The sequence below is a fragment of the Pseudarthrobacter sp. alpha12b genome (assembly GCF_054130495.1).
The window spans coordinates 2,718,974-2,744,727 of record NZ_CP196746.1 but is presented as its reverse complement, the minus strand read 5'-3'; the positions used below and the strand labels follow the sequence as shown (position 1 = coordinate 2,744,727).

The following is a 25,754-nucleotide window of genomic DNA, read 5'->3' as shown; positions in this document are numbered from 1 at the left end:
TAGCCATGAGTAACAAGACTGTTGAAGACCTGATTTCCCGCTCCAACCGCCTGGGTGCGGACAAGCGGAACACCAATTTTGCCGGCGGCAACACCTCCGCCAAGGGCACCGAAAAGGACCCGGTCACCGGCGAGGACGTCCAGCTGCTGTGGGTCAAGGGCTCCGGCGGGGACCTGGGCACCCTGAAGGAACAAAACCTGGCGGTGCTGCGGCTGGACCGCCTGAACGCGCTGAAGAACGTCTACCCCGGCGTTGAGCGTGAAGACGAGATGGTGGCGGCGTTCGACTACTGCCTGCATGGCAAGGGCGGCGCAGCCCCCTCGATCGATACGGCCATGCACGGCCTGGTGGATGCAGCGCACGTGGACCACCTGCACCCCGACTCCGGCATCGCGATCGCGACGGCGGTGGACGGGGAGGCGCTGACCACCAAGATCTTCGGCAACAAGGTGGTCTGGGTACCCTGGCGCCGCCCCGGGTTCCAGCTGGGCCTGGACATCGCCGCCATCAAGGACGCCAATCCGCAGGCCATCGGCACCATCCTGGGCGGCCACGGCATCACTGCCTGGGGCGCCACCAGCGAAGAAGCCGAAACCAACTCGCTGTGGATCATCGAGCAGGCCGAAAAGTACATCAAGGACAACGGCAAGGCCGAGCCCTTCGGACCCAAGCTCCCGGGCTATGCTGCCCTGCCGGAGGCGGAGCGCCGTGCCAAGGCCGCCGCCCTGGCGCCCGTGATCCGCGGCCTGGCCTCCACGGACAAACCGCAGCTGGGGCACTTCAGCGATGACGCCGTCGTCCTGGAGTTCCTGGAAGCCGCCGAACACCCGCGCCTGGGCGCCCTGGGCACCTCCTGCCCGGACCACTTCCTGCGCACCAAGGTCAAGCCACTCATCCTGGACCTGCCCACCGACTCCTCGATCGAAGACACCATCGCCCGGCTGCACGAGCTGCACGCCGACTACCGCGAGGATTACCAGGCCTACTACAGCCGCCATGCGGATGCCGAGTCCCCGGCACTGCGCGGTGCGGACCCGGCCATCGTGCTGGTCCCGGGCGTGGGCATGTTCTCCTTCGGCGCCAACAAGCAGACCGCCCGCGTTGCCGGCGAGTTCTACATCAACGCCATCAACGTCATGCGCGGCGCCGAGGCCATCTCCACCTACGCCCCGATCGAGGAATCCGAGAAGTTCCGGATTGAGTACTGGGCGCTGGAGGAAGCCAAGCTGGCCCGGATGCCCAAGCCCAAGTCCCACGCCACCCGCATCGCCCTGGTGACCGGCGCGGCCTCGGGCATCGGCAAGGCCATCGCCACCCGCCTCGCCGCGGACGGCGCCTGCGTGGTCATCGCCGACCTGAACCTGGAGAACGCCGAAAAGGTTGCCGAAGAACTCGGCGGCCCGGACGTTGCCATCGGCATCCAGGCCGACGTCACGGACGAAGCCCAGGTGGCTGCCGCCATCGACGCCGCCGTCCTGGCCTTCGGCGGTGTGGACCTGGTGGTCAACAACGCCGGCCTGTCCATCTCCAAGCCGCTGCTGGAAACCACCGAAAAGGACTGGGACCTGCAGCACAACGTCATGGCCAAGGGCTCCTTCCTGGTGGCCAAGGCCGCCGCGAAAGTCATGATCGCCCAAGGCATGGGCGGGGACATCATCTACATCTCCTCCAAGAACTCCGTGTTCGCCGGACCCAACAACATCGCCTACTCCGCCACCAAGGCGGACCAGGCCCACCAGGTCCGGCTCCTAGCCGCCGAACTGGGCGAGCACGGCATCCGCGTCAACGGCATCAACCCCGACGGCGTGGTCCGCGGCTCCGGCATCTTCGCCGGCGGCTGGGGCGCCAAGCGCGCCGCCGTCTACGGCGTGGACGAGGAGAAACTGGGCGAATACTACGCCCAGCGCACCCTGCTCAAGCGCGAAGTCCTGCCCGAACACGTGGCCAACGCCGCCGCAGTCCTCACCGGCAACGAACTGTCCCACACCACCGGCCTCCACATCCCCGTGGACGCCGGAGTGGCCGCAGCCTTCCTGCGGTGAGCACCTTGCCAAGCGGTGCCGACGGCGGTGTCTTCGCCGCCGTCGACATCGGCGCCTCATCCGGCCGGGTCATCCTGGGCCGGGTCAACCCCGGGGGCGTCTCCCTGGAGACCGTCCACCGCTTCCCCAACGGCGTGGTGGAGCGCGACGGCGGCCTCCGCTGGGACTTCGACGCACTCTTCGCGGAGGTGCTCAAGGGCCTGGCGGCCGCGGCCACGGTGGCTGCCGTGGGGGGCGGGAAAATCGCCAGCATCGGCATCGACACCTGGGCGGTGGACTACGGGCTGGTGGACGGCGCGGGGAAGCTGGTGGCGCAGCCGTACAGCTACCGCGACGACCGCAGCAGGGCCGCCGTCGCGCCCGTCCACGCCAAGCTGGACCCCGCACGCCTGTATGAGACCACCGGGCTGCAGTTCCTGCAGTTCAACACCATCTACCAGCTGGCCACGGAACACCACCTGCAGGGGTTGAAGGCGCTGCTCATCCCGGACCTGATCGCGTTCCTGCTTACAGGGGTGCGGCGGACCGAGGCAACCAACGCCTCCACCACAGGCCTGTTCGACGCCGTGGCGGGGGAGTGGGCCACCGAATTCTTCACGGCGCTGAACCTGCGCAAGGACCTGTTCCCGCCGCTCATCCAGCCCGGCGACACGGTGGGAACGCTCCTGCCCCGCATCGCCGCGCAGGCAGGGCTCCCGCTGGACACCAAGGTGGTGGCGGTCGGCTCACACGACACCGCCTCCGCCGTCGCTGCCGTTCCCGCCCAGGAGGAAAACTTCGCGTACATTTCCTCGGGCACCTGGTCCCTGGTGGGGCTGGAACTCAAGCATCCGGTCCTGACCGAGGCCAGCCGGGAAGCCAACTTCACCAATGAACGCGGGGTGGACGGCACCATCCGCTACCTGCGCAACATGGGCGGGCTCTGGCTGTTGAGCGAATGCCAGCGGACGTGGGCCGGCGAGGGCTTCCGGCCGCACCTGGACGCCCTGCTCTCAGCCGCCGCGGCCCTTCCCGCCGGCGGACCGCAGATCAACGCCGATGACCCGTACTTCATCGCCCCGGACAATATGCCCGAGCGCATCCGTGCCGCGGTCCGGCGCACGGGCGAGGTCCTGCCCAATGATCCCGCGGCCATCACCCGCTGCATCATGGACAGCCTCGCAGCCGGCTACGCCAGGACCATCACCGCTGCGGAACGGCTCGCCGACCGTGCCGTGGATGTGGTGCACGTGGTGGGCGGGGGCTCCCAGAACGCCCTGCTCTGCCAGCTCACCGCCAATGCCACCGGGCGCCCGGTGGTGGCCGGTCCCGTGGAAGCCACGGCGCTGGGCAACGTCCTGGTCCAGGCGCGCGCCGCCGGGGCCGCCACCGGCGGGCTGCCGCACCTGCGCGGAATCATCGCGGCCGGCACGAGCCTTCGGCGCTTTGAACCACTCATCACCGTGCGCCAGGGGTACGTGCAGTAGAAATAGAAGAACTCCACCGCGACCCCGCCGAACATCCGAAAACAGAACAGGACAATGATGCCCCTTTTCGACCTTCCCCTGGCCCAGCTGCGCAGCTACACCTCGGATGTCACTCCGCCGGTGGACCTGGGTGCGTTCTGGGATGCCACCCTGGACGAAGCCCGCGCCTTCCCGCTGGACGCAACCTTTGAACCGGTGGAGAACTACCTGGCGGTGATCGACACCTTTGACGTCACCTTTGCCGGCTTCGGCGGCGCGCCGGTCAAGGGCTGGCTGCACCTGCCGGCACACCGGGAGGCGGGTGCCCGGCTTCCGGTGGTGGTGAACTACGTCGGCTACTCCGGTGGCCGCGGACTGGTTAACCAGGACACGCGCTGGGCGCAGGCCGGGTACGCGCATTTCATCATGGACACCCGCGGCCAAGGTTACGGCGGCACGCTGGGGCACACGGCGGATCCACACCCGTCAGCCGGGGATGTGGCGCACGCCGGCCTGATGACCAGGGGCATCTCCAGCCGGGAGGATTACTACTACCGCCGCGTCTACGTGGACGCTTTCCGCGCCGTGGAGGCAGCCCAGGCCCATCCCGCCATCGACCCCGCCAAAGTGGTGCTGGCCGGGGTCAGCCAGGGCGGCGGCCTGGTGGTGGCCACGGCAGGCCTCACCGCGGGGCGGCTCGACGGCGTCATCGCCGCGCTGCCCGACGTCCCCTTCCTCCAGGACTTCCCCCGCGCCATCGACATCACTCCGCGCGGGCCCTACCCCGAGATTGCGCAGTTCCTTGCGCGGCACCGGGACCGCTACGACTCCGCGCTGGGCGTCCTCAACTATTTCGACGGCGTCAACCTGGCCCGCTGGGCCACGGTTCCGGCGCTGTACTCCGCTGCGCAAATGGATGACATCTGCCCGCCGTCCACGGTTTTCGCCAGCTACAACGCCTACGGGACCGGCACGAACGCCTCATCGGCCACCGGCGCCGTGAAGGACATTGAGGTGTACCGGTTCAATAACCACGAGGGCGGCCAGGAACACCACTGGATCCGGCAGCTGGTGTTTCTGCGCAAGATTTTGGGGTAGGTTGCTCTCGAGGCGAGAAAGCGGTTTCTCGCTTCGGGGACAGGAAGCAATGAAGCGACTAAACAGGGCCGCGGTGGTGGGCTACGGCGCCGGGGACGCGGCGAACAGCATGATCATCGGCACCGCCAACATGTTCCTGCTGGTCTACTACACGGACATTGCCGGAATCGGTGCGGCTGCCGCCGGAACCCTTTTGGTGGTTGCGCGGGTGTTCAATGCCTTCACGGACATTGCTGCCGGCCGCATCGTGGACCGCTTCCACAGCCGCCGATGGGGCAAATTCCGGCCTTTCCTGGTCTTTGGCTTCGTTCCGCTGGTGCTGGGCGCTGCCGTTTTCCATGTGCCGGACGTCGAGCCCTCCCTGAAGCTCGCCTACGCCTACTGCACCTACTTCCTGGTGTGCCTTGCCTACAGCCTGGTGAATGTCCCCTACGGGTGTCTGGTCGGCGCCATGACCCAGGACCCCCGGGAGCGTGCCAGGCTGGCCGGTGCGCGGACCATCGGCGGGCTGTCCGTGGGGGCGACGCTCGGCTTCTTCGTGGCACCGCTCCTGGGCAGGGGCGGGGATGTCCAGCAGATCTTCACCGTGATGACGCTGGTCTTCGCGGTGGTTGGTTCGGGGCTCTACGTGTTCACCGGGATTGCCTGCCGGGAACAGGTGGCCGGCAGCGTTCCCAGGATCACCTGGCGCCAAACCGTGGACGCGCTGAGGGTCAACTCGCCGTTGGTGGTCCTCTGCCTCAGTTCCGTGCTGTTGGTCACCGGGAACTCCGCCACGGTGGCCGCCCAGTTCTATTACCTGCGCGATGTGCTGTCCCGCGTTGATCTTTTCCCGCTGATGGCGGCAACGCAGGTGGTCATCACCCTGGCACTCGCCGTCGTGATGCCGCGCCCGGTGGCGAAGTGGGGCAAGAAGGCTGTGTTCACCGTGGGCTGCCTGCTTGGCGCGGCAGGCGGACTGGTGGTCTTCCTGGCCCCGGCGGACGTGCCCTGGCTGGCCGTTGCAGGGATGGTCCTGGCGCAACTGTCAGCCGCGACGGTAAGCATCCTCACCTGGGCGCTAATCGCAGACACGGTCGAATACGGCGAATGGAAGGCCGGGGTCCGGGTCCAGGGCATCAACTACGCACTTTTGGCCGCCACGCGGAAACTGGGAATGGGCTTCGGCGGCGGCCTCGTGGCCTTCGCCCTGGCATGGGGAGGGTACTCCTCGGCCGGGCAGGAACAGGCCGGGCCGGCGGTGCTGGCCATCCGGGCCGCTGCCGGGCTGCTGCCGGCCGTCCTGGTGCTGGCCGCCGTCGGCACCATGTACTGGTACCGCCTCACTGACCAAAGGCATGCGGAACTGGTGGCGGGCCTCCAAAAATCGCGCTGACCGCAATGTGACGGACGCTGATTTTGCGGCCGCGCTGACCCGGGTCTATGGTCTTTTCCATGACTAACCGTTGGTATGCGTATTTTTCGTTGGCTCTGGAGGGGCCCGCGTCTAACTGACACGCATCCAACTTTCCTTCAGAGCCAACAGGGCAGAGATCATTCTCTGCCCTTCGCCGTTTCTCCGGCGGGTTCTGAAATCCGGGCCCGCTTCCCATCTGGAACAGGACCCGAATCATGAGCACCGCAACAGCAGCCGCCCCCTCGAGCGAAACCAAGTCCACCTCGAACCTGCGCGTCAGCGAATTCACCCCGCTGCCCACCCCTTCCGAACTGATCGCGGACCTGCCCCTCGACGCCCGCGCGGCCGCCGTCGTCGAACGCGGACGCGACGAAGTGCGCGCCATCATGGACGGCGTGGATGACCGCCTCCTGGTCATCGTGGGCCCCTGCTCCATCCACGATCCCAAGGCCGGCCTGGAATACGCCCGCCGGCTGGTCAGCCAGGCCGAGAAGCACAAGGAAGACCTGCTGATCATCATGCGGACCTACTTCGAGAAGCCGCGCACCACCGTGGGGTGGAAGGGCCTGATCAACGATCCCCGGCTGGACGGGAGCCACGACATGGCCACCGGGCTCCGCACCGCCAGGCAGTTCCTGCAGCAGGTCACCGCGCTGGGGCTGCCCACCGCCACCGAATTCCTGGAGCCGATCAGCCCCCAGTACATGGCGGACCTGATCTCCTGGGGCGCCATCGGTGCACGCACCACGGAGAGCCAGATCCACCGGCAGCTTGCCTCCGGCCTCTCCATGCCCGTCGGCTTCAAGAACGGGACCGACGGCGGCCTGCAGGTGGCCATCGACGCCTGCGGAGCGGCGGCGGCGGCGCAGGCCTTCCTGGGGATTGACGGCGAAGGGCGGGCCGCGCTGGTGGCAACAGCAGGAAACCCGGACACCCACGTGATCCTCCGCGGCGGCCGCAAGGGGCCCAACTACTCAGCGGCCGACGTGGAACGTGCCTCCACCGAACTGGCGGGCAAGGGGCTCAACCCGCGTCTGATCGTGGACGCGAGCCACGCCAACAGCGGCAAGAGCCACCACCGGCAGGCTGAGGTGGCGCTGGAAATCGGCGCCCAGCTTGAGGAAGGGGGAGCGGCGGCGCGGGCGGTGGCCGGTGTAATGCTGGAAAGCTTCCTGGTGGGCGGCGCCCAGAACCTGGATGTTGCGGAGCACGCGGCGGGACGCTCCGAACTGGTCTACGGCCAGAGCGTTACGGACGCCTGCATGGACTGGGATGTTTCCGCGTCCGTCCTGGAGCAGCTTGCGGCATCGGCCCGGAAGCGGCGGCAGTCGAATTAGGGGGCTGAAATAGGGTAGGCACTACTTTCACATCTGCCACAGGAACATCTAGAGTATCTAATGAGGTGGTTGGTGGATGGCTCAGCATCAGAACACCGCATTGGCACGTACCTGGGGTGACTGTTGTCCATCCGTCAGCAAAGGAAAATAGGGAAATGTCGGCAGAACAGAACTTCTCCAACGCGAAGTTCCTCACCGTGGCTGAAGTAGCCGAGGTCATGCGCGTCTCCAAAATGACTGTTTACCGCCTGGTCCACTCCGGCGAAATGCCGGCTGTGCGCTTTGGCCGCTCCTACCGGGTCCCCGAAAATGCCGTTGAACAGTACCTCAAGGGTGCTGTTGTGGACGGCCACACCGAGACCGCCTGAGGCGGCCTGTCCCGAGCCGCTCCCGATAGGCGGTACCCTGTTAAGGAACGTTTTACGTCATTGTAAGAATCTGTCAGTTGTTCAGTTCGTAGCTCTGTCCACGGACATTCTCCATCAGACAGGTACTGCATCTAGTTTGTAAGGAACTTTCGTGGGTTCAGTTATCAAGAAGCGTCGCAAGCGTATGGCCAAGAAGAAGCACCGCAAGCTGCTTCGCAAGACCCGTCACCAGCGCCGTAACAAGAAGTAGAGATACTTCGAACAGCGTGGAAATGCCCGTCGCCTTCCGAGGCGGCGGGCATTTCGTTTATGCCGGGGCGGCTATGCCCGGGGGCCGCGGATCCGGGCGAAGCCCTTCCAGAGGCCGTAGACCACACCGCCGAAGGTTGCTGCCTTCAGGCCCAGCGTGGCAGCGCGCCGGCCCGCGCGGAAATCGTAGACCGGCCAGTTCCGGTCGCGGGCGTGGCGGCGAAGCTTGGCGTCGGGGTTGATGGCCACAGGGTGTCCAACCAGTGACAGCAGCGGGACGTCGTTGTAGGAGTCGCTGTAAGCCCAGCAGCGCTTGAGGTCCAGGTCTTCCTGGTCCGCCATGGCCTGGACGGCCACGGCCTTGGCTGAGCCGTGCAGGATGTCTCCAACGAGGCGTCCGGTGTACATGCCGTCCGACACTTCACCCACCGTCCCCAGGGCTCCGGTCAGTCCCAGGCGGGTGGAGATGACCGTTGCCACTTCGATGGGTGTGGCCGTCACCAGCCAGACGCGGCGGCCCACCCGGAGGTGCTGTTCGGCCAGGGCTTTGGCGCCCGGCCAGATCCGCGAGGCGATCATTTCGTCGTAGACCTCTTCGCCCAGCGCCTTGATGTCGTCCACGCTGATGCCCACTGCCAGGGTCAGGGCCGAGTCCCGGACGGCATGGACATCGTCCATGTTCTCGCCGCGGGCCACAAACTTGAACTGCTTCCAGGCCATACCGGCGGCCTGGGCCAGGGTGAAGGCTCCGCGCTGGTGCATCTTCCGCGCCACATGGAAAAGGCTGGCCCCGCGCATCAAGGTATTGTCCACGTCGAAAAACGCCGCCTCACCGGGCTGCGGCGCAGCAACCGGCCGCGTGACTACGGCGACGTATTTCTCCTCGGGCATGGACTTGAGTCTAGTCAATCCACTCGTTGGCTGCCGTCGGCGTCGCCCGCACGGCGCGAACGGCGATACCGTTAAGCCATGGCTACCCCCCGCGTCGTCCTGGTCACCAAAGCTGACTGCCACCTTTGCGAAGAGGCGCGCGACGCCGTCAGCCGGGTCACCGCCTCATTGGGCCTTACGTGGAGCGAAGAGCTGGTGGACAACCAGCCCGATCTGCGGGAGCGTTACGCCGAGGAAATCCCGGTGGTCCTGGTGGACGGGGTGCAGCGCGACTTCTGGAAGATCGACGAAGCCCGGTTGGAACGCGTCCTGCAGCGCGCCATGGCCCATTAGGGGGATATGAGTGACGTCCTTGGATTCAACGCCCCAGCCTGTCCCGGACCTTCCGGATGCCACGGGCGCGCCGGCAAAGCAGATTCCACCTGCTGCCGTGGCCCGGTTGACGCTCTACCTGCGTGCCCTGAACACCCTGCTGGCCGAGGGGGTTGAGCGTGTCTCCTCCGAATCCCTCGCGGAAGCTTCCGGTGTCAGTTCCTCTACGCTGCGCAAGGACCTGTCCCACGTGGGGTCCTACGGAACCAGGGGCGTTGGCTATGAGGTCCAGTACCTCAGCCGCCATATCGCCGCGGCCCTTGGGCTGACGCATGACTGGAAGGTGGCCATCGTTGGAGCCGGAAACCTGGGCAAGGCGCTGGCCCGCTACGGCGGCTTCGAATCCCGCGGGTTCGACGTCGTGGCGATTTTCGACGCGGACCAGATGGTGGTGGGCAACGAGGTGGGATGGCTGCGGGTCAGCGATGTGGCAGACCTTGAGACCGTCCTGCACCGTACCGGGGCCAACATGGTGGTCCTGGCACTTCCGGCGGCGGTGGCCCAAGGCATCTGCGACCGGGTTGTGGCGGCCGGCGTGCACAGCGTGCTCAGCTTCGCGCCCGTGATGCTGCAGGTTCCCGAAGGCGTCAACCTCCGCAAGGTGGACATGGCCACCGAACTCCAGATCCTGGCCTACCACGCCCAACGGGCGCAGGCGCCGGGGCAGACAGCGTAAAGGGTTTCGGGCTCCGAACACCCGGCTGACAGACAAACGGCCCGGGATGCACTGCTGCATCCCGGGCCGCTCGTCTGTCAGTAGAGGTGCTGATTACCGCCCGTAAGGGTTGCCGAAGCCGCCGGAGTACGGGTTGGCGAAGGGCTGCTGCTTCCGGAAGTACGGGGCAGCGGCAGGGAGGTAGAGCAGCACGATGGCGGCGATCCCCAGGACGGTCCCGAGCGTCCCGATGCTGGGCACTCCGAACAGGCCGAATATGGACAGCGCTGCAAACACCGTTCCCAGGATGCGTGCCCAGTTCTTGCCCTTGCGGATGAAGAAGGCCACCAGCAGGTAGAGGGCGGCGCCGATGATGGCGAAGACCACCAGTGTGCCGGCGATGACGCTCTTGATGTCGTCATACGTGACCCCGCTGGCGCCACCGGCCGCCATCTGGTCCTCAAAAGTCTTCCTGAACATCGGATCATCCAGCTGGGTCAGCCCGGTGAGCATCGAGATGACAAAAATCACGGCGGACGCGATCAACAGCCAGAACGAGATGTTCACCAACTGCGGGACGCCGTTGCTACCGGCGGCCTGCGGCTGCTCCGATGGGTACTGGCCGTACGGCGACTGGCCATACTGCGGTGCGTTCTGGCCGTAGCCCGGACCCTGGGGCGCATTTTGCCCGTACTGCGGTGCGTTCTGGCCGTACTGGGGCGCTGCCGGCGGCTGGGAACCATACTGGGGCTGGTTCTGACCATACTGCGGTGCGTTCTGGCCATACTGGGGCGCGTTCTGACCGTAGCGGGGCTGCTGCGGTCCGGGCTGCTGGTTGCCGGACTGGTCATTGCCGGAATGGGGGTCTTGGGGCGCGGGCGGCGGGACGGGAGGAGTACTCATGGCGTTCCTTCTGCAGGTGGGGATCCGGGTAGGCTGCCGGGAATCGGTCCTCTGCCTTCCCCCCGGCATGGCTTAAGTCCACCGTACCCCCGGCGGGCGCCGGTGTGGGTGATTCAGCAGGTATTCGCGCAGGTGGTTGCCGTTAAACAGGGAACCCCGGCCCAGGCCGGGAAGGCCAGGTTCCGGGGTGCCCTGAAGGGGGAACTTATGCTGCGGGAGCGATGAAGGCGAGTTCCAGGTTGATGGCAACCTTGTCGCTGACCAGCACGCCGCCGGTTTCCAGGACGGCGTTCCAGGTCAGGCCGAAGTCCTTGCGGCTGATGGTGGTTTCGGCGGAAACGCCGGCGCGGGTGTTGCCGAACGGGTCAACGGCCACGCCATTGAACTCGGTTTCCAGGGTCACCGGGCGGGTGACGCCCTTGATGGTCAGGTCGCCGTTGAGCTCGTAGCTGTTGCCCTTGGCCACCAGGCCGTTCGAGACGAACGAGATTTCCGGGAACTTCTCCACGTCGAAGAAGTCCCCGCCCTTGACGTGGCCGTCGCGGTTGGCGTCGCCGGAATCGAAGCTGGCGGTCTTGATGGTGGCCTTGATCCTGGAATCGGCCACATCCTCGGTGAGGTCAAGCGTGGCGGCGGCTTCGGTGAACTGGCCGCGGACCTTGCTGATGCCGGCGTGCCGGACGGTGAAGCCGATCTCGCTGTGGGAGTTGTCCAGGGTCCAGGTGCCGGTGGTGACGTCTGCGGGAAGTGCCATGATGTTGCTCCTTGTTGTGAATGCCTGCCGTGGTCCTGCGGTTGAACCTTCATCGGTTGAAGTCTCAACTAACTTGCTGCATCCAGTATAAACATGCATTTGCATGTTTTGTTCCCGCTTCCGGAACATTTCTTCAAAAACTTCAGTTCTACTCTTTGTAGAAAGCACGTGCAGGAGATTTCGGATCGCACGCCATCTTTGAGAAACTGGTAAACATGCCCCAAGCCACTGTCCATCTGCTCCGCCACGGCGAGGTCCACAATCCCGACGGCGTTCTCTATGGACGGCTCCCCGAATTCCACCTCTCCGAACTGGGGCAGGAGATGGCCCGGACGCTTGCCGAACACTTCCGGCAGCGCGCCGAGCACGGTGCCCGGATCACCTACCTGGCCGCCTCGCCGCTGGACCGTGCGCAGGAAACCGCGCGGCCGACGTCGGAAGCGCTGCACCTGCAGATCCACACCGATGAGCGCATCATCGAGGCGGAAAACTACTTCGAGGGCATGAAGGTCACCAAGGCCGAACTCCGCCGGCCACGGCACTGGCCGCACCTGGTCAACCCGCTGCGCCCGTCGTGGGGCGAACCGTACAAGCAGCAGGCCGCCCGGGTGGCGGCCGCCGCGCAGCATGCGCGACTGCGGGCCATCGAGCTGGCTGCCGGCGACTTTGGCGCCGAAGGCCCGGAGGCCATCCTGGTGAGCCACCAGCTCCCCATTTGGGCCGCGCGGCTGAGCGCTGAGGGCCGGCCCCTGTGGCATGACCCGCGCAAGCGCGAGTGCACCCTGACATCCGTCACGTCCCTGGTGTTCGACGACGACGGCTCGCTTTTGCGGGTCGAGTACAGCGAGCCCGCGGCATCCCTTCTTCCCGGTGCCGCCAGCACCCCTGGAGCCTAGCAGTGAGCAACAACAACCTTCCCTCGCGCCGCAGCCTGCTTGCAGCAGGCGGCATGGCCCTGACCGCGCTGACCCTGGGCCTGTCCGGCTGTGCCCAGGAGGATGCGCTGGCCAAGCAGGCCAAGGCCGGCGACAACAAGAACTACGTGGCCGGCGACGGCTCCGTGACCGAGTTCGCCGCCGGGGACCGCAAGGAAGCCGTGCAGATCCAGGGCGCGCTCTTCAGCGGCGCCGCCGTTACCCCTGCCGATTTCCAGGGCAAGGTGAGCGTCCTGAACTTCTGGTTCGCCGCCTGCGCGCCGTGCCGCGTGGAAGCACCGCTCCTCGAAGAACTGCACCAGGAGTTCAAGGACCAGGGCGTGCAGTTCTTCGGCGTCAACCTCCGGGACGAGAAGCCAACGGCGGAGGCGTTCGAGAAGACCTTCAACCTGACCTACCCCAGCTTTGACGACAAGGACGGCGGCGTCCTGCTGTCCGTGTCCGGCCTGGTGCCGCCCGGCGCCGTGCCCACCACCCTGGTGCTGGACAAGCAGGGGCGGGTGGCCTCCCGAGTCCTCGGCGAAATCGAGAAGGGCACCCTGAAAGCCCTCATCACTGCCGCCGTGGCGGAATAGGGAAAGGCCGCGACCGTGAACAGCCCCTTCGCCGAAGCCATCCTCAGCGGCTCCCTCCTGCTGGCCATTCCGGTAGCCCTGCTCGCCGGACTGGTATCCTTCCTTTCCCCCTGTGTCCTGCCCCTGGTTCCCGGCTACCTGGGCTACGTGACCGGCCTGAGCGGCGTGGACCTGCAGAAGCAGAAGCGCGGCCGGATGCTGGCAGGCATCGGGTTGTTCGTCCTGGGCTTCTCCGTGATCTTCGTCCTGCTGGGCGGCGCGTTCGGCCAGCTGGGCACCCTGATCACCGGCAGCCAGAACGCCTGGATCACCCAGCTCCTGGGAGTACTGGTCATCATCATGGGCATCGTCTTCATGGGCGGCTTCAGCTGGCTGCAGCGTGACGCCAAGATCCACGCCAAGCCGCCCGCCGGGCTCTGGGGAGCGCCGCTGCTGGGACTGACTTTCGGCCTGGGCTGGGCGCCGTGCATTGGCCCCACCTACTCTGCCGTGCAGCTGCTGAGCCTCTCCGGCGGCTCCTCTGCCGCCAAGGGCGCCTTCCTGGCGTTCGTGTACAGCCTGGGACTGGGCATCCCGTTCCTGCTGATCGCCCTGGCCCTGCGGCGCGGGATGGGCGTCATGGCGTTCTTCCGCAGGCACCGCCTGGCCATCCAGCGGACCGGCGGCGGGATCCTGGTGGTGCTCGGGCTGCTGATGGCCACCGGTGTATGGGGCGCCTGGGTGACCGGGCTGCAGTACTGGTTCCAAACCGACGTGAAGTTGCCGATCTGATGAGCGAGCGTGTGAACGTAAAGAACAAGCAATCCGCCCCTGTTGCGGAGGCAAAAGCCCAGGCTGCCCTTCCGGCCCTGGGACCCAAGGGCATGCTGCGGTGGGCCTGGACCCAGCTGACCAGCATGCGCACGGCGTTGTTCCTGCTGCTGCTGCTCGCCGTCGCCGCCGTCCCCGGATCGCTGTTCCCGCAGCGGCCCGCCAACCCGGCCGTGGTGACCCAGTACATCAAGGACCACCCGGACTACGGCAAGCTGCTGGACTCCCTGCAGCTCTACGACGTCTACTCCTCGGCGTGGTTCTCAGCGATCTACCTCCTGCTGTTCATCTCGCTGATCGGCTGCGTGGTGCCGCGCGCCATCGCCCATTACAAGGCCATGCGCTCCCAGCCGCCGCGTACCCCGCAGCGCCTTTCCCGGCTGCCGGAATACGGCACCCTGGTGATCCCTGCGAGTGCCGCCATCCCGGCGTCGGATGCCATCAACGGTGCGGCAGGGCTGCTCCGCAAGCGCGGTTACCGGGTGGAGGTCAGGGATGCCGACGGCGCCCTTCCGTCCCTGGGTGCCGAACGCGGCTTCATGAAGGAAGTGGGCAACCTGGTTTTCCACACCTCGCTCATCGGCGTGCTGGTGTCCGTGGCCGCCGGCGGCCTGTTCGGGTACAGCGGCCAGCGCATCCTGGTGGAAGGCGACACGTTCGTGAACACCCTGGTGGGCTACGACCAGTTCAACCCGGGCACCAACTTCCAGTCCAGCCAGCTCCAGCCGTACTCGCTCCAGCTGGACAAGTTCAACATCACGTTCGACCGCGAATCCAGGGGCAAGTTCGGCCAGCCCATCGACTTTGCCGCCACCGTGACCACCAAGGAAAACCCGGACGCTCCGCCCAAACAGGAGATCCTGAAGGTCAACGACCCCGTGAGCCTGGGCGGCACCAGCATCTACCTCACCGGCAATGGCTACGCACCCGTCGTCACCATCCGGGACGGGGCGGGCAACGTGGCCATGCAGGGCCCGGTGGTGGCCAAGCTGCAGGGCGAGAACTACTACTCCTCGGTGGTGATCAAGGTCCCCGACGCCCAGCCGGACCAGCTGGGATTCGTGGGCTTCTTCCTCCCCACCGCGTTCGTCACGGACAAGAACGTCTCGTTCAGCGCCGACCCTGAGCTGTTCAACCCGCAGCTGACCCTGAACTCCTACTACGGGGACCTGGGCCTGAACAAGGGTGCTCCGCAGAACGTCTTCGAACTGGACGTGAAGAACCTGACGCCGCTCAATGCCAGGAACCTCGCGGCAGGCGGCATCACGCTTGCCCCCGGCTCCAGCTACACCCTGCCGGACGGCAAGGGCAGCATCAGCTTCGACGGCGTGAAGCGGTACATCGGCGTGGACATCCACCACAACCCCGGCCAGGTGTACGCGCTGGTGTTTGCCCTGCTGGCCGTGGCAGGCCTGATCCTCTCGCTGTACGTCAACCGCCGGCGCGTCTGGGTACGGACCGGCACCGCAGGCGACGGCCGCACCATGGTGGAATACGGGCTGCTGGCCCGCGGCGAGGACCACCGGCTGGCCGGCGAGGCAGCGGCACTGCGGAAACTGTTCGCCGCAGAGTGGCAGCTCCCCGGGGATGCTGCCCCTGAAGACGCTGCCCAGTCCCAGCAAACTCCCAGCCGGACAAGCGATAATGGCCCGGGCTCCGTCGATATAGCGGCCGGCCCCGCCACCACCCCAGCAGGCCCCACCGGGCCCGAAAAGGACCAGTAATGCCATTTGGAATCAACGAAACCATGGGCCAGTACAGCGAACTCTTCATGCTGCTGGCGGCGGGCACCTACACGGTGGCCTTCATCGCCTTCGCCTGGGACCTGGCCAAGAGCAGCAAGGCCCTGCGCGCAGTGGACCTCAAGGCCGCCCGGGCCGGGGGCACCGCCAAGGTTCCCGTAGCAGCCGGAGTTGCGGCAGGCTCCGCCGGGGCCCGCCTGGACGGGCCCGCCGACCGGGCCGAGCGCCCGTCGTCGTCCGCTGCCAAGGCCGGCGGGGCAGGAACCGGCGGTGTCATGACGGCCGACGGCGACATGAAGTACGCCACGGAGCGCCGGGTTCCGGCGCGGGTCGCCGTGGCCCTGACCACCCTTGCCGTCCTCATCCACGGCGCCGGCGTGGTCACCAGGGCCCTGGGCGCCGGCCGGGTGCCGTGGGGCAACATGTACGAGTTCCTCACCACGGGCGCTTTCCTGGTGGCCGCCGTCTTCCTGCTCTCGCTGATCCGGCGCGACCTCCGCTTCCTGGGCACCTTCGTGGTGGGCCTGGTGATCATCATGCTGGTGGCTGCCTCGGTGGCATTCTGGACCCCCGTGGGCCACCTGGTTCCTGCACTGCAGAGCTACTGGCTGGTCATCCACGTGTCCATTGCCGTGCTTTCCTCGGCCCTGTTCACCCTGACGTTCGCCATGTCCGCCCTGCAGCTGGTGCAGTCCCACCGGCAGAAAACCGTTGCTGCCGGCGGCGCCGACAAGCTCGGCTTCATGCGCCTGGTGCCCTCGGCGCTCAGCCTGGAAAACCTGTCCTACCGCATCAACGCCATCGCCTTCATCGGCTGGACCTTCACCCTCATGTTCGGTGCGATCTGGGCCGAAAAGGCCTGGGGCCGGTTCTGGGGCTGGGACACCAAAGAGGTGTGGACGTTCGTTATCTGGGTTGTCTACGCAGGCTACCTGCACGCCCGTGCCACCCGCGGCTGGACCGGAACACGGGCCGCGTGGCTGTCGATCGTGGGCTATCTCTGCGTGATCTTCAACTTCACCATCGTGAACCAGTTCTTCAACGGACTCCACTCCTACTCGGGCCTCTAAGCCGGGCGTTCCCCGGCTGTTGGACCAGGAGTCCAACAGCACTGCGGCAACCGCCCGCTAAATAACCATTCGGTGTAGCAACAGGGGTGTTCCCCGGTCCTTCGGAAATGCTACGTTGGTGACGTTCACTGTGATGAAGCTTGCATGTGGACCGCCAGCCTTTCGAGGTACCCATGAGCTACGCCCTCGCCGTTGACGTCGGGACCAGTTTCACGGCAGCTGCCGTTGTGCGTTTTCACCAAGGTCCCTCCGCTGTGCCCGAGTGCCTGCCCCTGGGCGCGCGTGGAGCATCCGTTCCTTCCGTGGTGTATTTCCCGGAGGAAGGCTCGGTCCTTGTTGGCGAGGCTGCGGAACGCCGCGGACTGGACTCGCCGGAACGCGTGGTGCGGGAATTCAAACGCCGGATCGGCGACGACGTACCCATCATCCTGGGCACCCTGGCGCTGCAGCCGGAGGACGTCTTCGCCACCATGGCCCGCTGGGTGGCTGACCGGGCTGCCGAACGCGAGGGAGGCCCGGCGTCGGCCGTCTTCCTGACCCACCCCGCCGCCTGGGGCAACCACCGCCTGTCCGTGATCCGCGACGCCCTCACCGCCCACGGCCTGGAAAACATCACGCTCCTTCCCGAACCAGAGGCCGCAGCACTGCACTATGCATCCCAGGTGCGGGTGGAGGAAGGCAGCACCATCGCCGTGTACGACCTCGGCGGCGGCACCTTCGACACCGCCGTCCTAAGGAAGTCCGGCAGCAGCCGCTTCGAACTGCTGGGGCGTCCGGAGGGCATCGAAGACCTGGGCGGCGCCGACTTTGACGCCGCGGTGTTCAGCTACGTTGCGGCGCATACCAACAATGCCCTGGCAGGCCTCGACACCACCGATCCCGCAGTCCTTGGGTCCCTGGCCCGGCTCCGGCGCGAATGCGTGGAGGCCAAGGAAGCGCTGTCCGCGGACAGTGAGGCAAGCATTCCGGTGCTCCTGCCCGGCGTCCAGCAGCAGGTCCGCCTGGTCCGTTCCGAGTTTGAGGCCCTGATCGAAGAGCCGGTTCGGGAGACGGTTGCGGCGCTGGAGCACTCCCTGGCCCAGCTCCACCTGGAGCCGGCAGACCTGTCCACGGTGCTGCTGATCGGAGGCTCGTCCCGGATCCCCCTGGTGGCGCAGGTGGTGTCGGAGGAGCTGGACCGGCCCATCGCGGTGGACGCGGACCCCAAGTCCTCCATCTGCCTGGGGGCGGCCGTGGCCGCGCTTCTTGCACACACCGCCGCGGCCCTGGCGGCCCTGACGGAAGCGGCGGAGGCTGCAGCGGCGGAAACTGAAGCGGCCGCTGCAGCGGCGCCGCCCGCCGTCGTGCCGTCCGCAGTGCCACCCGCTCCCACGGCCCTTGGCATGCCCAGCTGGTCGCGTAAATATACGACGGCGGCGGGGCCCGGAACGGGGCCCGCCGCCGCCCGCGGTGCTCGGCATGGGGAGAGGGGCGCCCACGCCCCGAAGCCCACCGTCCGGGTCACGGCTGTCGCCGCGGCTGCAGCCCTCCTGACGGTCCTCACCGCCACAGCCGCGCAAAGTCCGGACGGTTTCGGCAGCCTGACCGCGATGTTCGTGCCGCAGGCCGGCGCCAGCACCACCGGCGGTTCCGCCGGCACCGGCGGAACGGAAGCGCCCGGCGGGGGAGCAGCAGCCGTTGATGCGCCCCAGCCGCTCGCCGGCATCGAAGCCAGCGCCCGGCAGCCGATTGCCCAAGCGCCCGGACTCGATGTGTCCGCCTCTCCCACCAGCAGGCAATCCCCGGGCAATGAAGCCGCGGCCGGCGGCGCCAATGCCCCTGCAGCGGGAGGGGCTCCTGCCGCGAATCCGCCCGCCGGATCCGGCGGGGGCACATCAGGGTCGGGCATCATTCCCGATTCAGCCACCGTGGGCCCCGCGGCGCCATCGAGCACCCCGCAGCCCGTCCCCACGGACCCTGCCCCCACCAGCACCGAACCCCCAACAACCGCCCCGCCCACGGCCACGACGCCGGCAACCACCTCGCCAACACCCACATCACCGGACACTGCCTCCCCGGGCACCACTTCGCCAGGCACCACTGTCCAGCCAACGCTTGGGTCCGGCGTGGTTACCACGGATCCCGGCACGTCGCCGCCCACCACCGCGGGAGCGACCCCAACCATCCTGCCCACCACCATGGCGGCTCCGGCCCCAACGGGTGATCCGCTCATTTCCCCGACGGCCGACCTCACGCCCACACCGGCCGTGGCGCCCTCACCTACCCCTGAGGAGTCCACCTCCACTTCCCCTGAAGCTGCCGTCGCCACGGCCCCGACCACATCTCCGGGAGCCTGACATGGACGGGCACCTTCAGCGGGCGGAGCGACCCGTGCCCCTGCACGCCGCACCGGACCACCAGGGGCATCCGCCCCATGCCGCGGAGTTGATGGCCAAGCAGTTGACGGGCGCAAACGCTGCCGTCCGGGAACTGCTGCTGGCACTCTCGGTGGGCTTTGCCCTGCCGGGACCGCTCCCGGCCGACCTTCAGCACAAGTTCATCAGTGGAACCGTGGAAGACCTTGATTCCCTGGTGGACCGCGCAGAGGCGGCGGGCCTGCTGAGGCCCGACGGCACGGTGGTGGGGACGGCCCAGCATGCGCTGCTGACCGCCACGCCGACGGCGAAGGTGCACGCGCTCCAGCGGGAGCTCGTGACCGTCTTCGCGTCCGCAGGACAACCGCTGGGCAGCCTGGCCCGCGAACTGGCAAGGGGCGGCCTTGCTGATCCCCGGGTGGCCGCGGAACTGGAGCAAACGGCCAACGCGGTGCTGGACAATGATCCAAGGCTCGCGTCGCAACTCTACGAGGAAGCGCTCCTGGCCGGTGCCGACCCGCTGGCCACGGCAGCAAGGCGCGCCCAGGCCGCAGCCGGTGACGGGGAACTCGACGCCGCCGCCCGCATCATCGACGCCCTCCTGGTCAGCCCGGACCCGCCGGACGTGCGCCGCGGAGCCGATGTGGCTGCCTCCGTCTGGGCGCAGCGCGGAATGCTGGCCCGGGGAGCCGATGTCTACAGCTGGCTTGGTCCCGGGCGGGTGGGCCCCTCTGCGCCGCTTGCCGCCGTCGCCATGATCGGTGCCGGTGACCGGGCAGCTGCGGAGGCCTTCTTCCGGCCCGATGCTCCGGCGGCCTCACCAACGCTGCTCGCGGCTGCCCTGGTCCAGACCGGCCAGGGAATCCTCGCGTCCCTGGGGGAGAAACCGCAGCAGGGCATCTCCATCCTGATCCATGCATCGGACATGCTGAACTCGGCCGGCACGGCCCTTCCGCTGCCGGAAACGCCGGCCGCGCTGGCCGCCCTGCTGGCCCTGCACAGCGGTGAGCCGCACCTGGCGGAAACCGTCTGCAAGGCAGCTGCCGCGGCAGGGCAAGGAGGCAACGCCGCCCAGCCCAGACTCCTGCTGCTCCAGGCCTGGGCGGCCATGATGCAGGACAAACTCGAGGACGCCCGGCTCGCGGCCACGGAAGCCGCCAAAGCGAACCATTGGCCGCTGGTCCCGCGCGACGAGTTCATGTGCGCGGCCCTCGAGGTGGGGCTTGCCCGCCGGAACGGCGACGTGCCGGAGCTCCTCAGGGCATGGGAACGGGCACGCGAAGCCATGCTCCACACATCGGTGGACCTCTACAACCTGCTGCCATGGGGGGAACTGCTGATCGCCGCTGCCCGGCTGCGGGAGACGCGCCGTGTGGCGCAGTACCTGGAAGACGCCTGGAAGCTGTTGGGCCGCCTGGGTAGTCCTGCGCTATGGGCCGTTCCCCTGCATTGGTCCGCCGTCCAGGCCGCGCTGCTGAATGAAAGCCCCGCAGATCTTGCCCCGCACGCAACGGCCCTGGCGCGGGCCTCTGCCCACAGCCAGCTTGCCGCCGTCCTGGCCACGGCGGGCAAAGCCTGGGTCTCGGTGCTGGCCGGGAGGTTCCGAACCGCCGATGTGGAGGGTGCGGCCCGGCTGCTGGGTGCCGTGGGAATGCCCTGGGAGGGTGCGCGGCTCGCCGGGCACGCTGCCGCGCGCGCTGACGAGCGGCGGGACATGATGCGCCTGCTCTCCTGCGCGCGGGACTTGCATCCGCAAGGCAGTCCTGCCGGCGGAGCATCCGGGGCAGCGGAGGTGCAGGCACGCAGCGGTGCCGATCTGGGCGGGAAGGCGGCACAGCCCGACGCTTCCGGATTGAGCGAGCGCGAAAAGGAAGTGGCCAGGCTGGTGCTTGAGGGCAAGACCTACCGGGAAATCGGCGAGGCCATTTACATTTCGCCGCGGACCGCAGAGCACCACATCGCAAGGATCCGGCGCCGGCTGGGAGCGGAGAACCGGTCCGACCTGCTGGCCCGTTTGCGCCTGGCCCTCGGCGTGGAACATTCCCAGCAGCTGAATCCGCAGCAGGAATGACCCCCTAATACCCCTAGGCGCGGAGGTGCCGGTGCCCCGGGGAGGCACCCGCGGGTAGGGGGAAAGCGCCCGATGTCCTGTCCCCGGCAGCGAATTTAGGTTTGAAGCAACCGGATACGTTCGCCGGATGATGCACAACTCAAAGAAGATGTGAGGACCACGCATATGCCAACACTCGCAAACGACCTTGTTCAGTTCCTGATGCAACTCTTCGGCAACCGGGAGGCGGTCCAGGGGTTCCTGGATGACCCGGAGAGGGCGCTTCAGGAACACGGCCTGGCCAACGTGTGCTCGGCTGACGTTGACGCCGCTATGCCCGTTGTCCTCGACTACGCTCCCATCACCGTCAATGCCTCGTCCTTCGCCCGGGAGCACAACACCGGCGGCAACAGCGTGTGGGCGGGGCAGGCAGGTGCTTCGGCCGCCCACGCCGGAAGCGCGGCAGCCATCCATGCTGGAGGGCAGGCTGGAGGGCAGGGCGGTTCGAACTACGACCATGACGACCACGCCTACGCGGTACAACAGCTCCACCACGTGGTGAACCACTTCTCCTACACCACCAACACCACCATGCTGGACGAACGGCACACCATCACCGATCAGTCCGTCAACCAAAACATCTGGGCGCACGGGGACGTGGAGCAGTGGTTCGACCATGATGCCGTGGTGGCATCCGGTGACCGGGCCGTGGCCGCCGGTGACGATGCCGGCGTCCGGGACTCCAACAACGTCAGGGACTCCTACAACACCGACCACTCGACCGATAACTCCACGGACAACTCCATCCATGCCGGCGGCGAGGTCAGCATCGGCAATGAGCAGACGGACATCTCCGACTCCTTCAACACCGACCTCGGCCTGGACGTGGACGATTCCTTCAACGACAACTCGGACAATTCCGTTCACTCGGACTATTCGGACCACTCCGTCAGCACCGATGTGGACCTCGATGTCCGGGACTCGTTCAACGACAACTCCGACAACTCCACTCACAACTCGGTGGAGGCGGACCACTCCTTCAACCAGGACAGCTCCACCAACACCGCAGTGGATGTCCACGTGGACGACTCGTTCCAGGACAACCCGGCCACAAGCATCGTTGAGGACAACCTGGTGGTCGCGGACAACCAGCTCGATTTCACCGAGGACAACTCCACCCACACGGATGTGGACCTGGACCACCACACCATCGACGATTCGGTGGTTGACGACTCCACCGTGCTGTAACACGCTATTCCCGGGAGGCAAACCGGAACAGATCTTTTTGGCACGGGGGCAGGGGACACGCGGTGGCAGATGCAGAACCGGCTAGGCCGCCGGGGCCCATTACGGGCGGACAGCTGATGAAGCTCCTGGAACAGGGCCTGCAGCTGGTGGGCAGCGGGGACCGGGCGGACCTTCGCAGGAGGCTGGACCAGGCCATGGTCCGGCTGCAGGACCCCAGCATCAGGGTGATTGTGGTGGGGGAGTTCAAGCAGGGAAAGAGCAAGCTCATCAATGCCCTGGTGAATGCTCCGGTGTGCCCGGTGGATGACGACATTGCCACCTCGCTGCCCACCATCGTCCGCTACGGCGAACCAGCCTCGGCCGCCGTCCTGGTTCCGGCAGCGGAAAACCCGGCGGGGAATGCTGCCGGCGACGGCGGGGACGGCGGCGTTGAGCGCCGGCCCGTCGAGCTGTCAGACCTGCCCGCGCTTGTCTCCGAGCAGGGCAACCCGGGAAACACCCGGAAACTCACGGCCGCGGAGGTTTGCCTGCCCCGCCGCATCCTCACGGGAGGACTGACCATCATCGACTCCCCGGGGGTGGGCGGCATGGGCTCCACCCACACCTTGACCACCCTGACAGCCCTTCCCACCGCTGACGCCATGCTGCTGGTCTCGGACGCCTCCCAGGAATATACGGAACCGGAACTGCGGTTCCTGCGCCAGGCCATGCGGATTACCCCCAGCGTGGCCGCGGTCCTCTCCAAGACGGACCTTTACCCGGACTGGCGGCGCGTTGAAGAGCTGGACAGGACACACCTCGACCAGGTGGCACCGGACATTCCGTTGTACCCTTTGTCCGCAGACCTCCGCCTCGAGGCCTCACGGCTCCAGGACAGCGAGCTCAACGCCGAATCGGGCTTCCCGGCCCTGGTGGCCCACCTGCGCAACGACATCGTGGGCAAGGCACAACGAATCCAGCGGCGCTCAGTCAGCCAGGACCTGCTCTCCGTGACCGAGAACCTGCGGCTGTCCCTGCAGTCCGAGCTTGAGGCCTTGGAGAACCCCGGCGGCACGCCGCAGATGCTCGCCGCCCTGGAACAGGCCAAGACGGAGGCGGACGAGCTGCGGAAGCGGTCCGCGCGGTGGCAGCTGACCCTCAGCGATGGCATCAACGATCTCATTGCCGACATGGAATACGACCTCCGCGACCGCCTCCGCCGGATCCAAAGGGAAGCCGAAACCGCCCTGGACCAGGGCGATCCCGGACCTGTCTGGACGCAATTCTCCCAGTGGCTCGAAGAGTGCGTCGCCGCGGCGGTTTCTGACACCTTCGTCTGGACCAGCGAGCGGTCGCAATGGTTGGCGGCACAGGTGGCCGAACACTTCGCCGCCGACGAGGTGTCGCTGCCCGTGCTGCACGTCTCCGATTCCGGTGACGCCCTGGACCCGGTGGACCAGATGCCGGAGCTGGATCCGGGCCGTGTGAACCCGATCCAAAAAGTCCTGATCGGCATGCGGGGCTCCTATGGCGGTGTCCTGATGTTTGGCCTCCTGACGGGTATTTTCGGGATGGCCCTGATCAATCCACTCTCAGTGGGCGCCGGGCTGCTCCTGGGGCGCAAGGCCTACCGGGAGGACAAGGAAACGCGGCTCAAGCGCCGCCAGGGTGAGGCGAAGGCGCTGGTCAGGCGACAACTGGACGATGTCACGTTCCAGGTGGGCAAGCAGTTGAAGGACAGGCTCCGGCTGGTTCAGCGGACCATCCGGGACCACTTCACCGAGATCGCGGACGAATACCACCGGTCCCTGTCCGACTCGGTGGCGGCAGCCCAGAAGGCAGCCAATTCGTACGCCCAGGAGAAGGAAGGGCGCATCCGGGACATCAGGGCCGAGCTCAAGAAGGTGGATGCGCTGCACCGGGCCGCGGCAGCCGTGTCCGCGGAAGTCGCCGCGGCCGGGACCCGTTCTTCGGCGGGGGTGGGATGACAGCGTCCACCACGGCCGGGGCCACGGCGCTGATCCGGGAAGCGCTGGAGGTATATGCGGATGATCCGGACGCCGTCCAGGCACTGCAGGGCTATGCGCGGCGGTTGGCGGAGCCGCTGCGGATTGCCGTTGCCGGCATGGTGAAAGCAGGGAAATCCACCCTCCTGAATGCCATCATCGGCGAAGAAATCGCCCCCACGGATACCGGCGAATGCACCCGGATTGTCACCTGGTACCGGCACGGAGTCACACCACGGATCACCCTGCAGCCCATAGCCGGGGAGCCCCGTAACCTGCCGCTGAAGCGCGTGGACGGCCGGCTGGTCTTCGTCCTGGACGGCGTGGGGGCCGAGGAAGTGGAGCGGCTCGACGTTGAATGGCCGTCGCCGGCACTGCAGGCCATGACCCTGATCGACACCCCCGGTATCGCCTCCCTTTCCCAGGATGTGTCCGCACGGTCGGTTCGGTTCCTGACCCCGGAGGATTCGCCGTCGGAAGCTGACGCCGTGATCTACCTGATGCGGCACATGCACGCATCCGATGTCCGGTTCCTGGAGTCCTTCCGTGACACGCAGGCAGGCCGGTCGGGGACAGTCAACGCCATCGCGGTGTTGTCCCGGGCGGATGAGGTGGGGGCCGGGCGTATCGACTCCCTCCTGTCCGCCGGCACCATCGCTGAAAGGTACAGCCGGGATCCCAACCTCCGGAAGCTGGCACTGGGCGTTGTCCCGGTCGCCGGGCTCCTGGCCCAGAGCGCCCGCACCCTGCGCCAGGCGGACTTCGAAGCCCTCCAGCTGCTGTCCGCCCTGGACCGGGCCGCGCGTGAACGGATGATGCTCTCGGCCGACAGGTTCCGCCGCTCCACGGAACCGGAGGGAGTGACAGAAGAGGCACGGGCATCACTGCTGGAGCGCTACGGGCTCTTTGGCATCCGGCTGGCCATGGTCCTGGTGCGCAACGGGTACGGCGAGCCCACACCGCTGGCCCATGAACTTGCCAGGCGGAGCGGCCTGGACCCACTGCTGGAGCTGCTGGACCGGCAGTTCCAGGCCAGGGCAGAGGCCCTGAAGGCCAGGACGGCGCTCGCAGCTGTGGAAAACCTCCTGGCCAGCCGGCCGCGGCAGGGGACGGAACGTTTGGCGGCGTCCCTGGAACGGCTGCAGGCCAACGCGCATGAGTTCCGGGAGCTCCGGCTGCTGGCGGCGCTCCGGAGCGCAGGGGTGGAGCTGGCCCCCGGGCTGGCGGCGGAAGCGGAACGCATCGTGGGCGGCCAAGGCGCCGCGGCCTCCGAGCGGCTGGGCGTGGCGTCCGGTTCGGGTCCGGAGGTGCTGGCCGCCGAGGCGCGCCGGGTGCTGGCCCGCTGGCGCGCAGTTGCTGAAAGCCCGATGACCGCACGGTCAGCTGCGGAAGCCTGCCGGGTGGTGATCCGCAGCTGCGAGGGCGTCCTGGCCGATTGCACCGGCAGGGACCGGCAGCCGCAATCGGCCTAGCAC

General features: G+C 67.2%; 22 protein-coding genes. 19 read left to right on the top strand and 3 right to left on the bottom strand.

Going from position 1 to position 25,754, the window contains the following annotated elements; genetic code table 11:
* Positions 1–5 precede the first annotated feature (5 nt).
* The 7 genes from ACTAQI_RS12670 to ACTAQI_RS12640 all read left to right on the top strand — a co-directional run bounded on the left by ACTAQI_RS12670 (position 6) and on the right by ACTAQI_RS12640 (position 7,936).
* Positions 6–2,042, top strand: coding sequence for a bifunctional aldolase/short-chain dehydrogenase (locus ACTAQI_RS12670; RefSeq protein WP_457946308.1), 2,037 nt, complete (start codon positions 6–8; stop codon positions 2,040–2,042).
* Positions 2,039–3,508: a rhamnulokinase gene (locus tag ACTAQI_RS12665; protein ID WP_457946306.1), complete on the top strand. Its 1,470-nt coding sequence runs from the start codon at positions 2,039–2,041 to the stop codon at positions 3,506–3,508. The genes ACTAQI_RS12670 and ACTAQI_RS12665 overlap by 4 nt, the downstream gene beginning before the upstream one ends.
* Positions 3,509–3,565: 57 nt before the next feature.
* Positions 3,566–4,585 carry an acetylxylan esterase gene (locus tag ACTAQI_RS12660; RefSeq protein WP_457951052.1) on the top strand — a complete coding sequence of 340 codons (1,020 nt, stop codon included), beginning with the start codon at positions 3,566–3,568 and terminating at the stop codon, positions 4,583–4,585.
* A 49-nt stretch (positions 4,586–4,634) separates the two neighbouring features.
* Complete coding sequence (locus tag ACTAQI_RS12655; protein WP_457946304.1) at positions 4,635–5,960, top strand: glycoside-pentoside-hexuronide (GPH):cation symporter; 1,326 nt, start codon at positions 4,635–4,637, stop codon at positions 5,958–5,960.
* A gap of 236 nt (positions 5,961–6,196) precedes the next feature.
* On the top strand, positions 6,197–7,318 hold the full coding sequence (locus ACTAQI_RS12650) for a 3-deoxy-7-phosphoheptulonate synthase (RefSeq protein ID WP_457946302.1): 1,122 nt from the start codon (positions 6,197–6,199) through the stop codon (positions 7,316–7,318).
* Positions 7,319–7,473: 155 nt separating this feature from the next.
* On the top strand, positions 7,474–7,686 hold the full coding sequence (locus tag ACTAQI_RS12645) for a helix-turn-helix domain-containing protein (protein ID WP_043452394.1): 213 nt from the start codon (positions 7,474–7,476) through the stop codon (positions 7,684–7,686).
* Between the two features lie 151 nt (positions 7,687–7,837).
* Entirely contained in the window at positions 7,838–7,936 is a 99-nt protein-coding gene (locus ACTAQI_RS12640; protein ID WP_003792170.1) for a 30S ribosomal protein bS22, read from the top strand.
* A 71-nt stretch (positions 7,937–8,007) separates the two neighbouring features.
* Here the strand turns inward: ACTAQI_RS12640 and ACTAQI_RS12635 are convergent, their stop codons facing one another.
* A complete protein-coding gene (locus ACTAQI_RS12635; RefSeq protein WP_457946281.1) occupies positions 8,008–8,826 on the bottom strand; it encodes an HAD family hydrolase in 819 nt (272 codons plus the stop codon).
* Between the two features lie 78 nt (positions 8,827–8,904).
* On the opposite strand from ACTAQI_RS12635, the gene ACTAQI_RS12630 reads away from it, so the two are divergent.
* Positions 8,905–9,159 (top strand): glutaredoxin family protein, encoded by a 255-nt coding sequence (locus tag ACTAQI_RS12630; RefSeq protein ID WP_457946280.1) that lies wholly within the window; start codon positions 8,905–8,907, stop codon positions 9,157–9,159.
* Between the two features lie 10 nt (positions 9,160–9,169).
* On the top strand, positions 9,170–9,874 hold the full coding sequence (locus tag ACTAQI_RS12625) for a redox-sensing transcriptional repressor Rex (RefSeq protein WP_457946278.1): 705 nt from the start codon (positions 9,170–9,172) through the stop codon (positions 9,872–9,874).
* Between the two features lie 93 nt (positions 9,875–9,967).
* Here ACTAQI_RS12625 and ACTAQI_RS12620 read toward each other — a convergent pair whose 3' ends face one another.
* Together ACTAQI_RS12620 and ACTAQI_RS12615 are read right to left on the bottom strand one after the other, a co-directional pair.
* A complete protein-coding gene (locus ACTAQI_RS12620) occupies positions 9,968–10,756 on the bottom strand; it encodes a hypothetical protein (protein ID WP_457946277.1) in 789 nt (262 codons plus the stop codon).
* A gap of 205 nt (positions 10,757–10,961) precedes the next feature.
* Positions 10,962–11,510: a YceI family protein gene (locus ACTAQI_RS12615; RefSeq protein WP_457946276.1), complete on the bottom strand. Its 549-nt coding sequence runs from the start codon at positions 11,508–11,510 to the stop codon at positions 10,962–10,964.
* A 215-nt stretch (positions 11,511–11,725) separates the two neighbouring features.
* On the opposite strand from ACTAQI_RS12615, the gene ACTAQI_RS12610 reads away from it, so the two are divergent.
* The 10 genes from ACTAQI_RS12610 to ACTAQI_RS12565 all read left to right on the top strand — a co-directional run bounded on the left by ACTAQI_RS12610 (position 11,726) and on the right by ACTAQI_RS12565 (position 25,751).
* A complete protein-coding gene (locus tag ACTAQI_RS12610; protein WP_457946274.1) occupies positions 11,726–12,406 on the top strand; it encodes a histidine phosphatase family protein in 681 nt (226 codons plus the stop codon).
* A 53-nt stretch (positions 12,407–12,459) separates the two neighbouring features.
* Entirely contained in the window at positions 12,460–13,020 is a 561-nt protein-coding gene (locus ACTAQI_RS12605; protein WP_457951051.1) for a TlpA family protein disulfide reductase, read from the top strand.
* Between the two features lie 15 nt (positions 13,021–13,035).
* The gene (locus ACTAQI_RS12600; protein ID WP_457946273.1) at positions 13,036–13,791 is read left to right on the top strand and encodes a cytochrome c biogenesis CcdA family protein; all 756 of its coding nucleotides are present in this window, start codon (positions 13,036–13,038) and stop codon (positions 13,789–13,791) included.
* Positions 13,791–15,554, top strand: a complete 1,764-nt coding sequence (gene resB, locus ACTAQI_RS12595; protein WP_457946272.1) for a cytochrome c biogenesis protein ResB — start codon at positions 13,791–13,793, stop codon at positions 15,552–15,554. The genes ACTAQI_RS12600 and resB overlap by 1 nt, the downstream gene beginning before the upstream one ends.
* Positions 15,554–16,642: a c-type cytochrome biogenesis protein CcsB gene (gene ccsB / locus ACTAQI_RS12590; protein ID WP_457946270.1), complete on the top strand. Its 1,089-nt coding sequence runs from the start codon at positions 15,554–15,556 to the stop codon at positions 16,640–16,642. The genes resB and ccsB overlap by 1 nt, the downstream gene beginning before the upstream one ends.
* A gap of 173 nt (positions 16,643–16,815) precedes the next feature.
* Positions 16,816–18,978, top strand: coding sequence for an Hsp70 family protein (locus ACTAQI_RS12585; RefSeq protein WP_457951050.1), 2,163 nt, complete (start codon positions 16,816–16,818; stop codon positions 18,976–18,978).
* 1 nt (position 18,979) lies between these two features.
* Positions 18,980–21,067: a LuxR C-terminal-related transcriptional regulator gene (locus ACTAQI_RS12580; protein ID WP_457946269.1), complete on the top strand. Its 2,088-nt coding sequence runs from the start codon at positions 18,980–18,982 to the stop codon at positions 21,065–21,067.
* Between the two features lie 165 nt (positions 21,068–21,232).
* The gene (locus ACTAQI_RS12575) at positions 21,233–22,294 is read left to right on the top strand and encodes an IniB N-terminal domain-containing protein (RefSeq protein WP_457946267.1); all 1,062 of its coding nucleotides are present in this window, start codon (positions 21,233–21,235) and stop codon (positions 22,292–22,294) included.
* Positions 22,295–22,410: 116 nt separating this feature from the next.
* Positions 22,411–24,261 (top strand): dynamin family protein, encoded by a 1,851-nt coding sequence (locus ACTAQI_RS12570; protein ID WP_457946265.1) that lies wholly within the window; start codon positions 22,411–22,413, stop codon positions 24,259–24,261.
* Positions 24,258–25,751 carry a dynamin family protein gene (locus ACTAQI_RS12565; RefSeq protein ID WP_457946263.1) on the top strand — a complete coding sequence of 498 codons (1,494 nt, stop codon included), beginning with the start codon at positions 24,258–24,260 and terminating at the stop codon, positions 25,749–25,751. The genes ACTAQI_RS12570 and ACTAQI_RS12565 overlap by 4 nt, the downstream gene beginning before the upstream one ends.
* Positions 25,752–25,754 lie beyond the last annotated feature (3 nt).

Excerpts from the sequence above, each read along its gene's own strand:
- ACTAQI_RS12670 (WP_457946308.1), top strand. The coding sequence starts at position 6 with ATGAGTAACAAGACTGTTGAAGACCTGATTTCCCGCTCCAACCGCCTG.
- ACTAQI_RS12660 (WP_457951052.1), top strand. The coding sequence starts at position 3,566 with ATGCCCCTTTTCGACCTTCCCCTGGCCCAGCTGCGCAGCTACACCTCG.
- ACTAQI_RS12655 (WP_457946304.1), top strand. The coding sequence starts at position 4,635 with ATGAAGCGACTAAACAGGGCCGCGGTGGTGGGCTACGGCGCCGGGGAC.
- ACTAQI_RS12650 (WP_457946302.1), top strand. The coding sequence starts at position 6,197 with ATGAGCACCGCAACAGCAGCCGCCCCCTCGAGCGAAACCAAGTCCACC.
- ACTAQI_RS12645 (WP_043452394.1), top strand. The coding sequence starts at position 7,474 with ATGTCGGCAGAACAGAACTTCTCCAACGCGAAGTTCCTCACCGTGGCT.
- ACTAQI_RS12635 (WP_457946281.1), bottom strand. The coding sequence starts at position 8,826 with ATGCCCGAGGAGAAATACGTCGCCGTAGTCACGCGGCCGGTTGCTGCG.
- ACTAQI_RS12630 (WP_457946280.1), top strand. The coding sequence starts at position 8,905 with ATGGCTACCCCCCGCGTCGTCCTGGTCACCAAAGCTGACTGCCACCTT.
- ACTAQI_RS12620 (WP_457946277.1), bottom strand. The coding sequence starts at position 10,756 with ATGAGTACTCCTCCCGTCCCGCCGCCCGCGCCCCAAGACCCCCATTCC.
- ACTAQI_RS12615 (WP_457946276.1), bottom strand. The coding sequence starts at position 11,510 with ATGGCACTTCCCGCAGACGTCACCACCGGCACCTGGACCCTGGACAAC.
- ACTAQI_RS12610 (WP_457946274.1), top strand. The coding sequence starts at position 11,726 with ATGCCCCAAGCCACTGTCCATCTGCTCCGCCACGGCGAGGTCCACAAT.
- ACTAQI_RS12605 (WP_457951051.1), top strand. The coding sequence starts at position 12,460 with ATGGCCCTGACCGCGCTGACCCTGGGCCTGTCCGGCTGTGCCCAGGAG.
- resB (WP_457946272.1), top strand. The coding sequence starts at position 13,791 with ATGAGCGAGCGTGTGAACGTAAAGAACAAGCAATCCGCCCCTGTTGCG.
- ccsB (WP_457946270.1), top strand. The coding sequence starts at position 15,554 with ATGCCATTTGGAATCAACGAAACCATGGGCCAGTACAGCGAACTCTTC.
- ACTAQI_RS12585 (WP_457951050.1), top strand. The coding sequence starts at position 16,816 with ATGAGCTACGCCCTCGCCGTTGACGTCGGGACCAGTTTCACGGCAGCT.
- ACTAQI_RS12580 (WP_457946269.1), top strand. The coding sequence starts at position 18,980 with ATGGACGGGCACCTTCAGCGGGCGGAGCGACCCGTGCCCCTGCACGCC.
- ACTAQI_RS12575 (WP_457946267.1), top strand. The coding sequence starts at position 21,233 with ATGCCAACACTCGCAAACGACCTTGTTCAGTTCCTGATGCAACTCTTC.
- ACTAQI_RS12570 (WP_457946265.1), top strand. The coding sequence starts at position 22,411 with ATGAAGCTCCTGGAACAGGGCCTGCAGCTGGTGGGCAGCGGGGACCGG.
- ACTAQI_RS12565 (WP_457946263.1), top strand. The coding sequence starts at position 24,258 with ATGACAGCGTCCACCACGGCCGGGGCCACGGCGCTGATCCGGGAAGCG.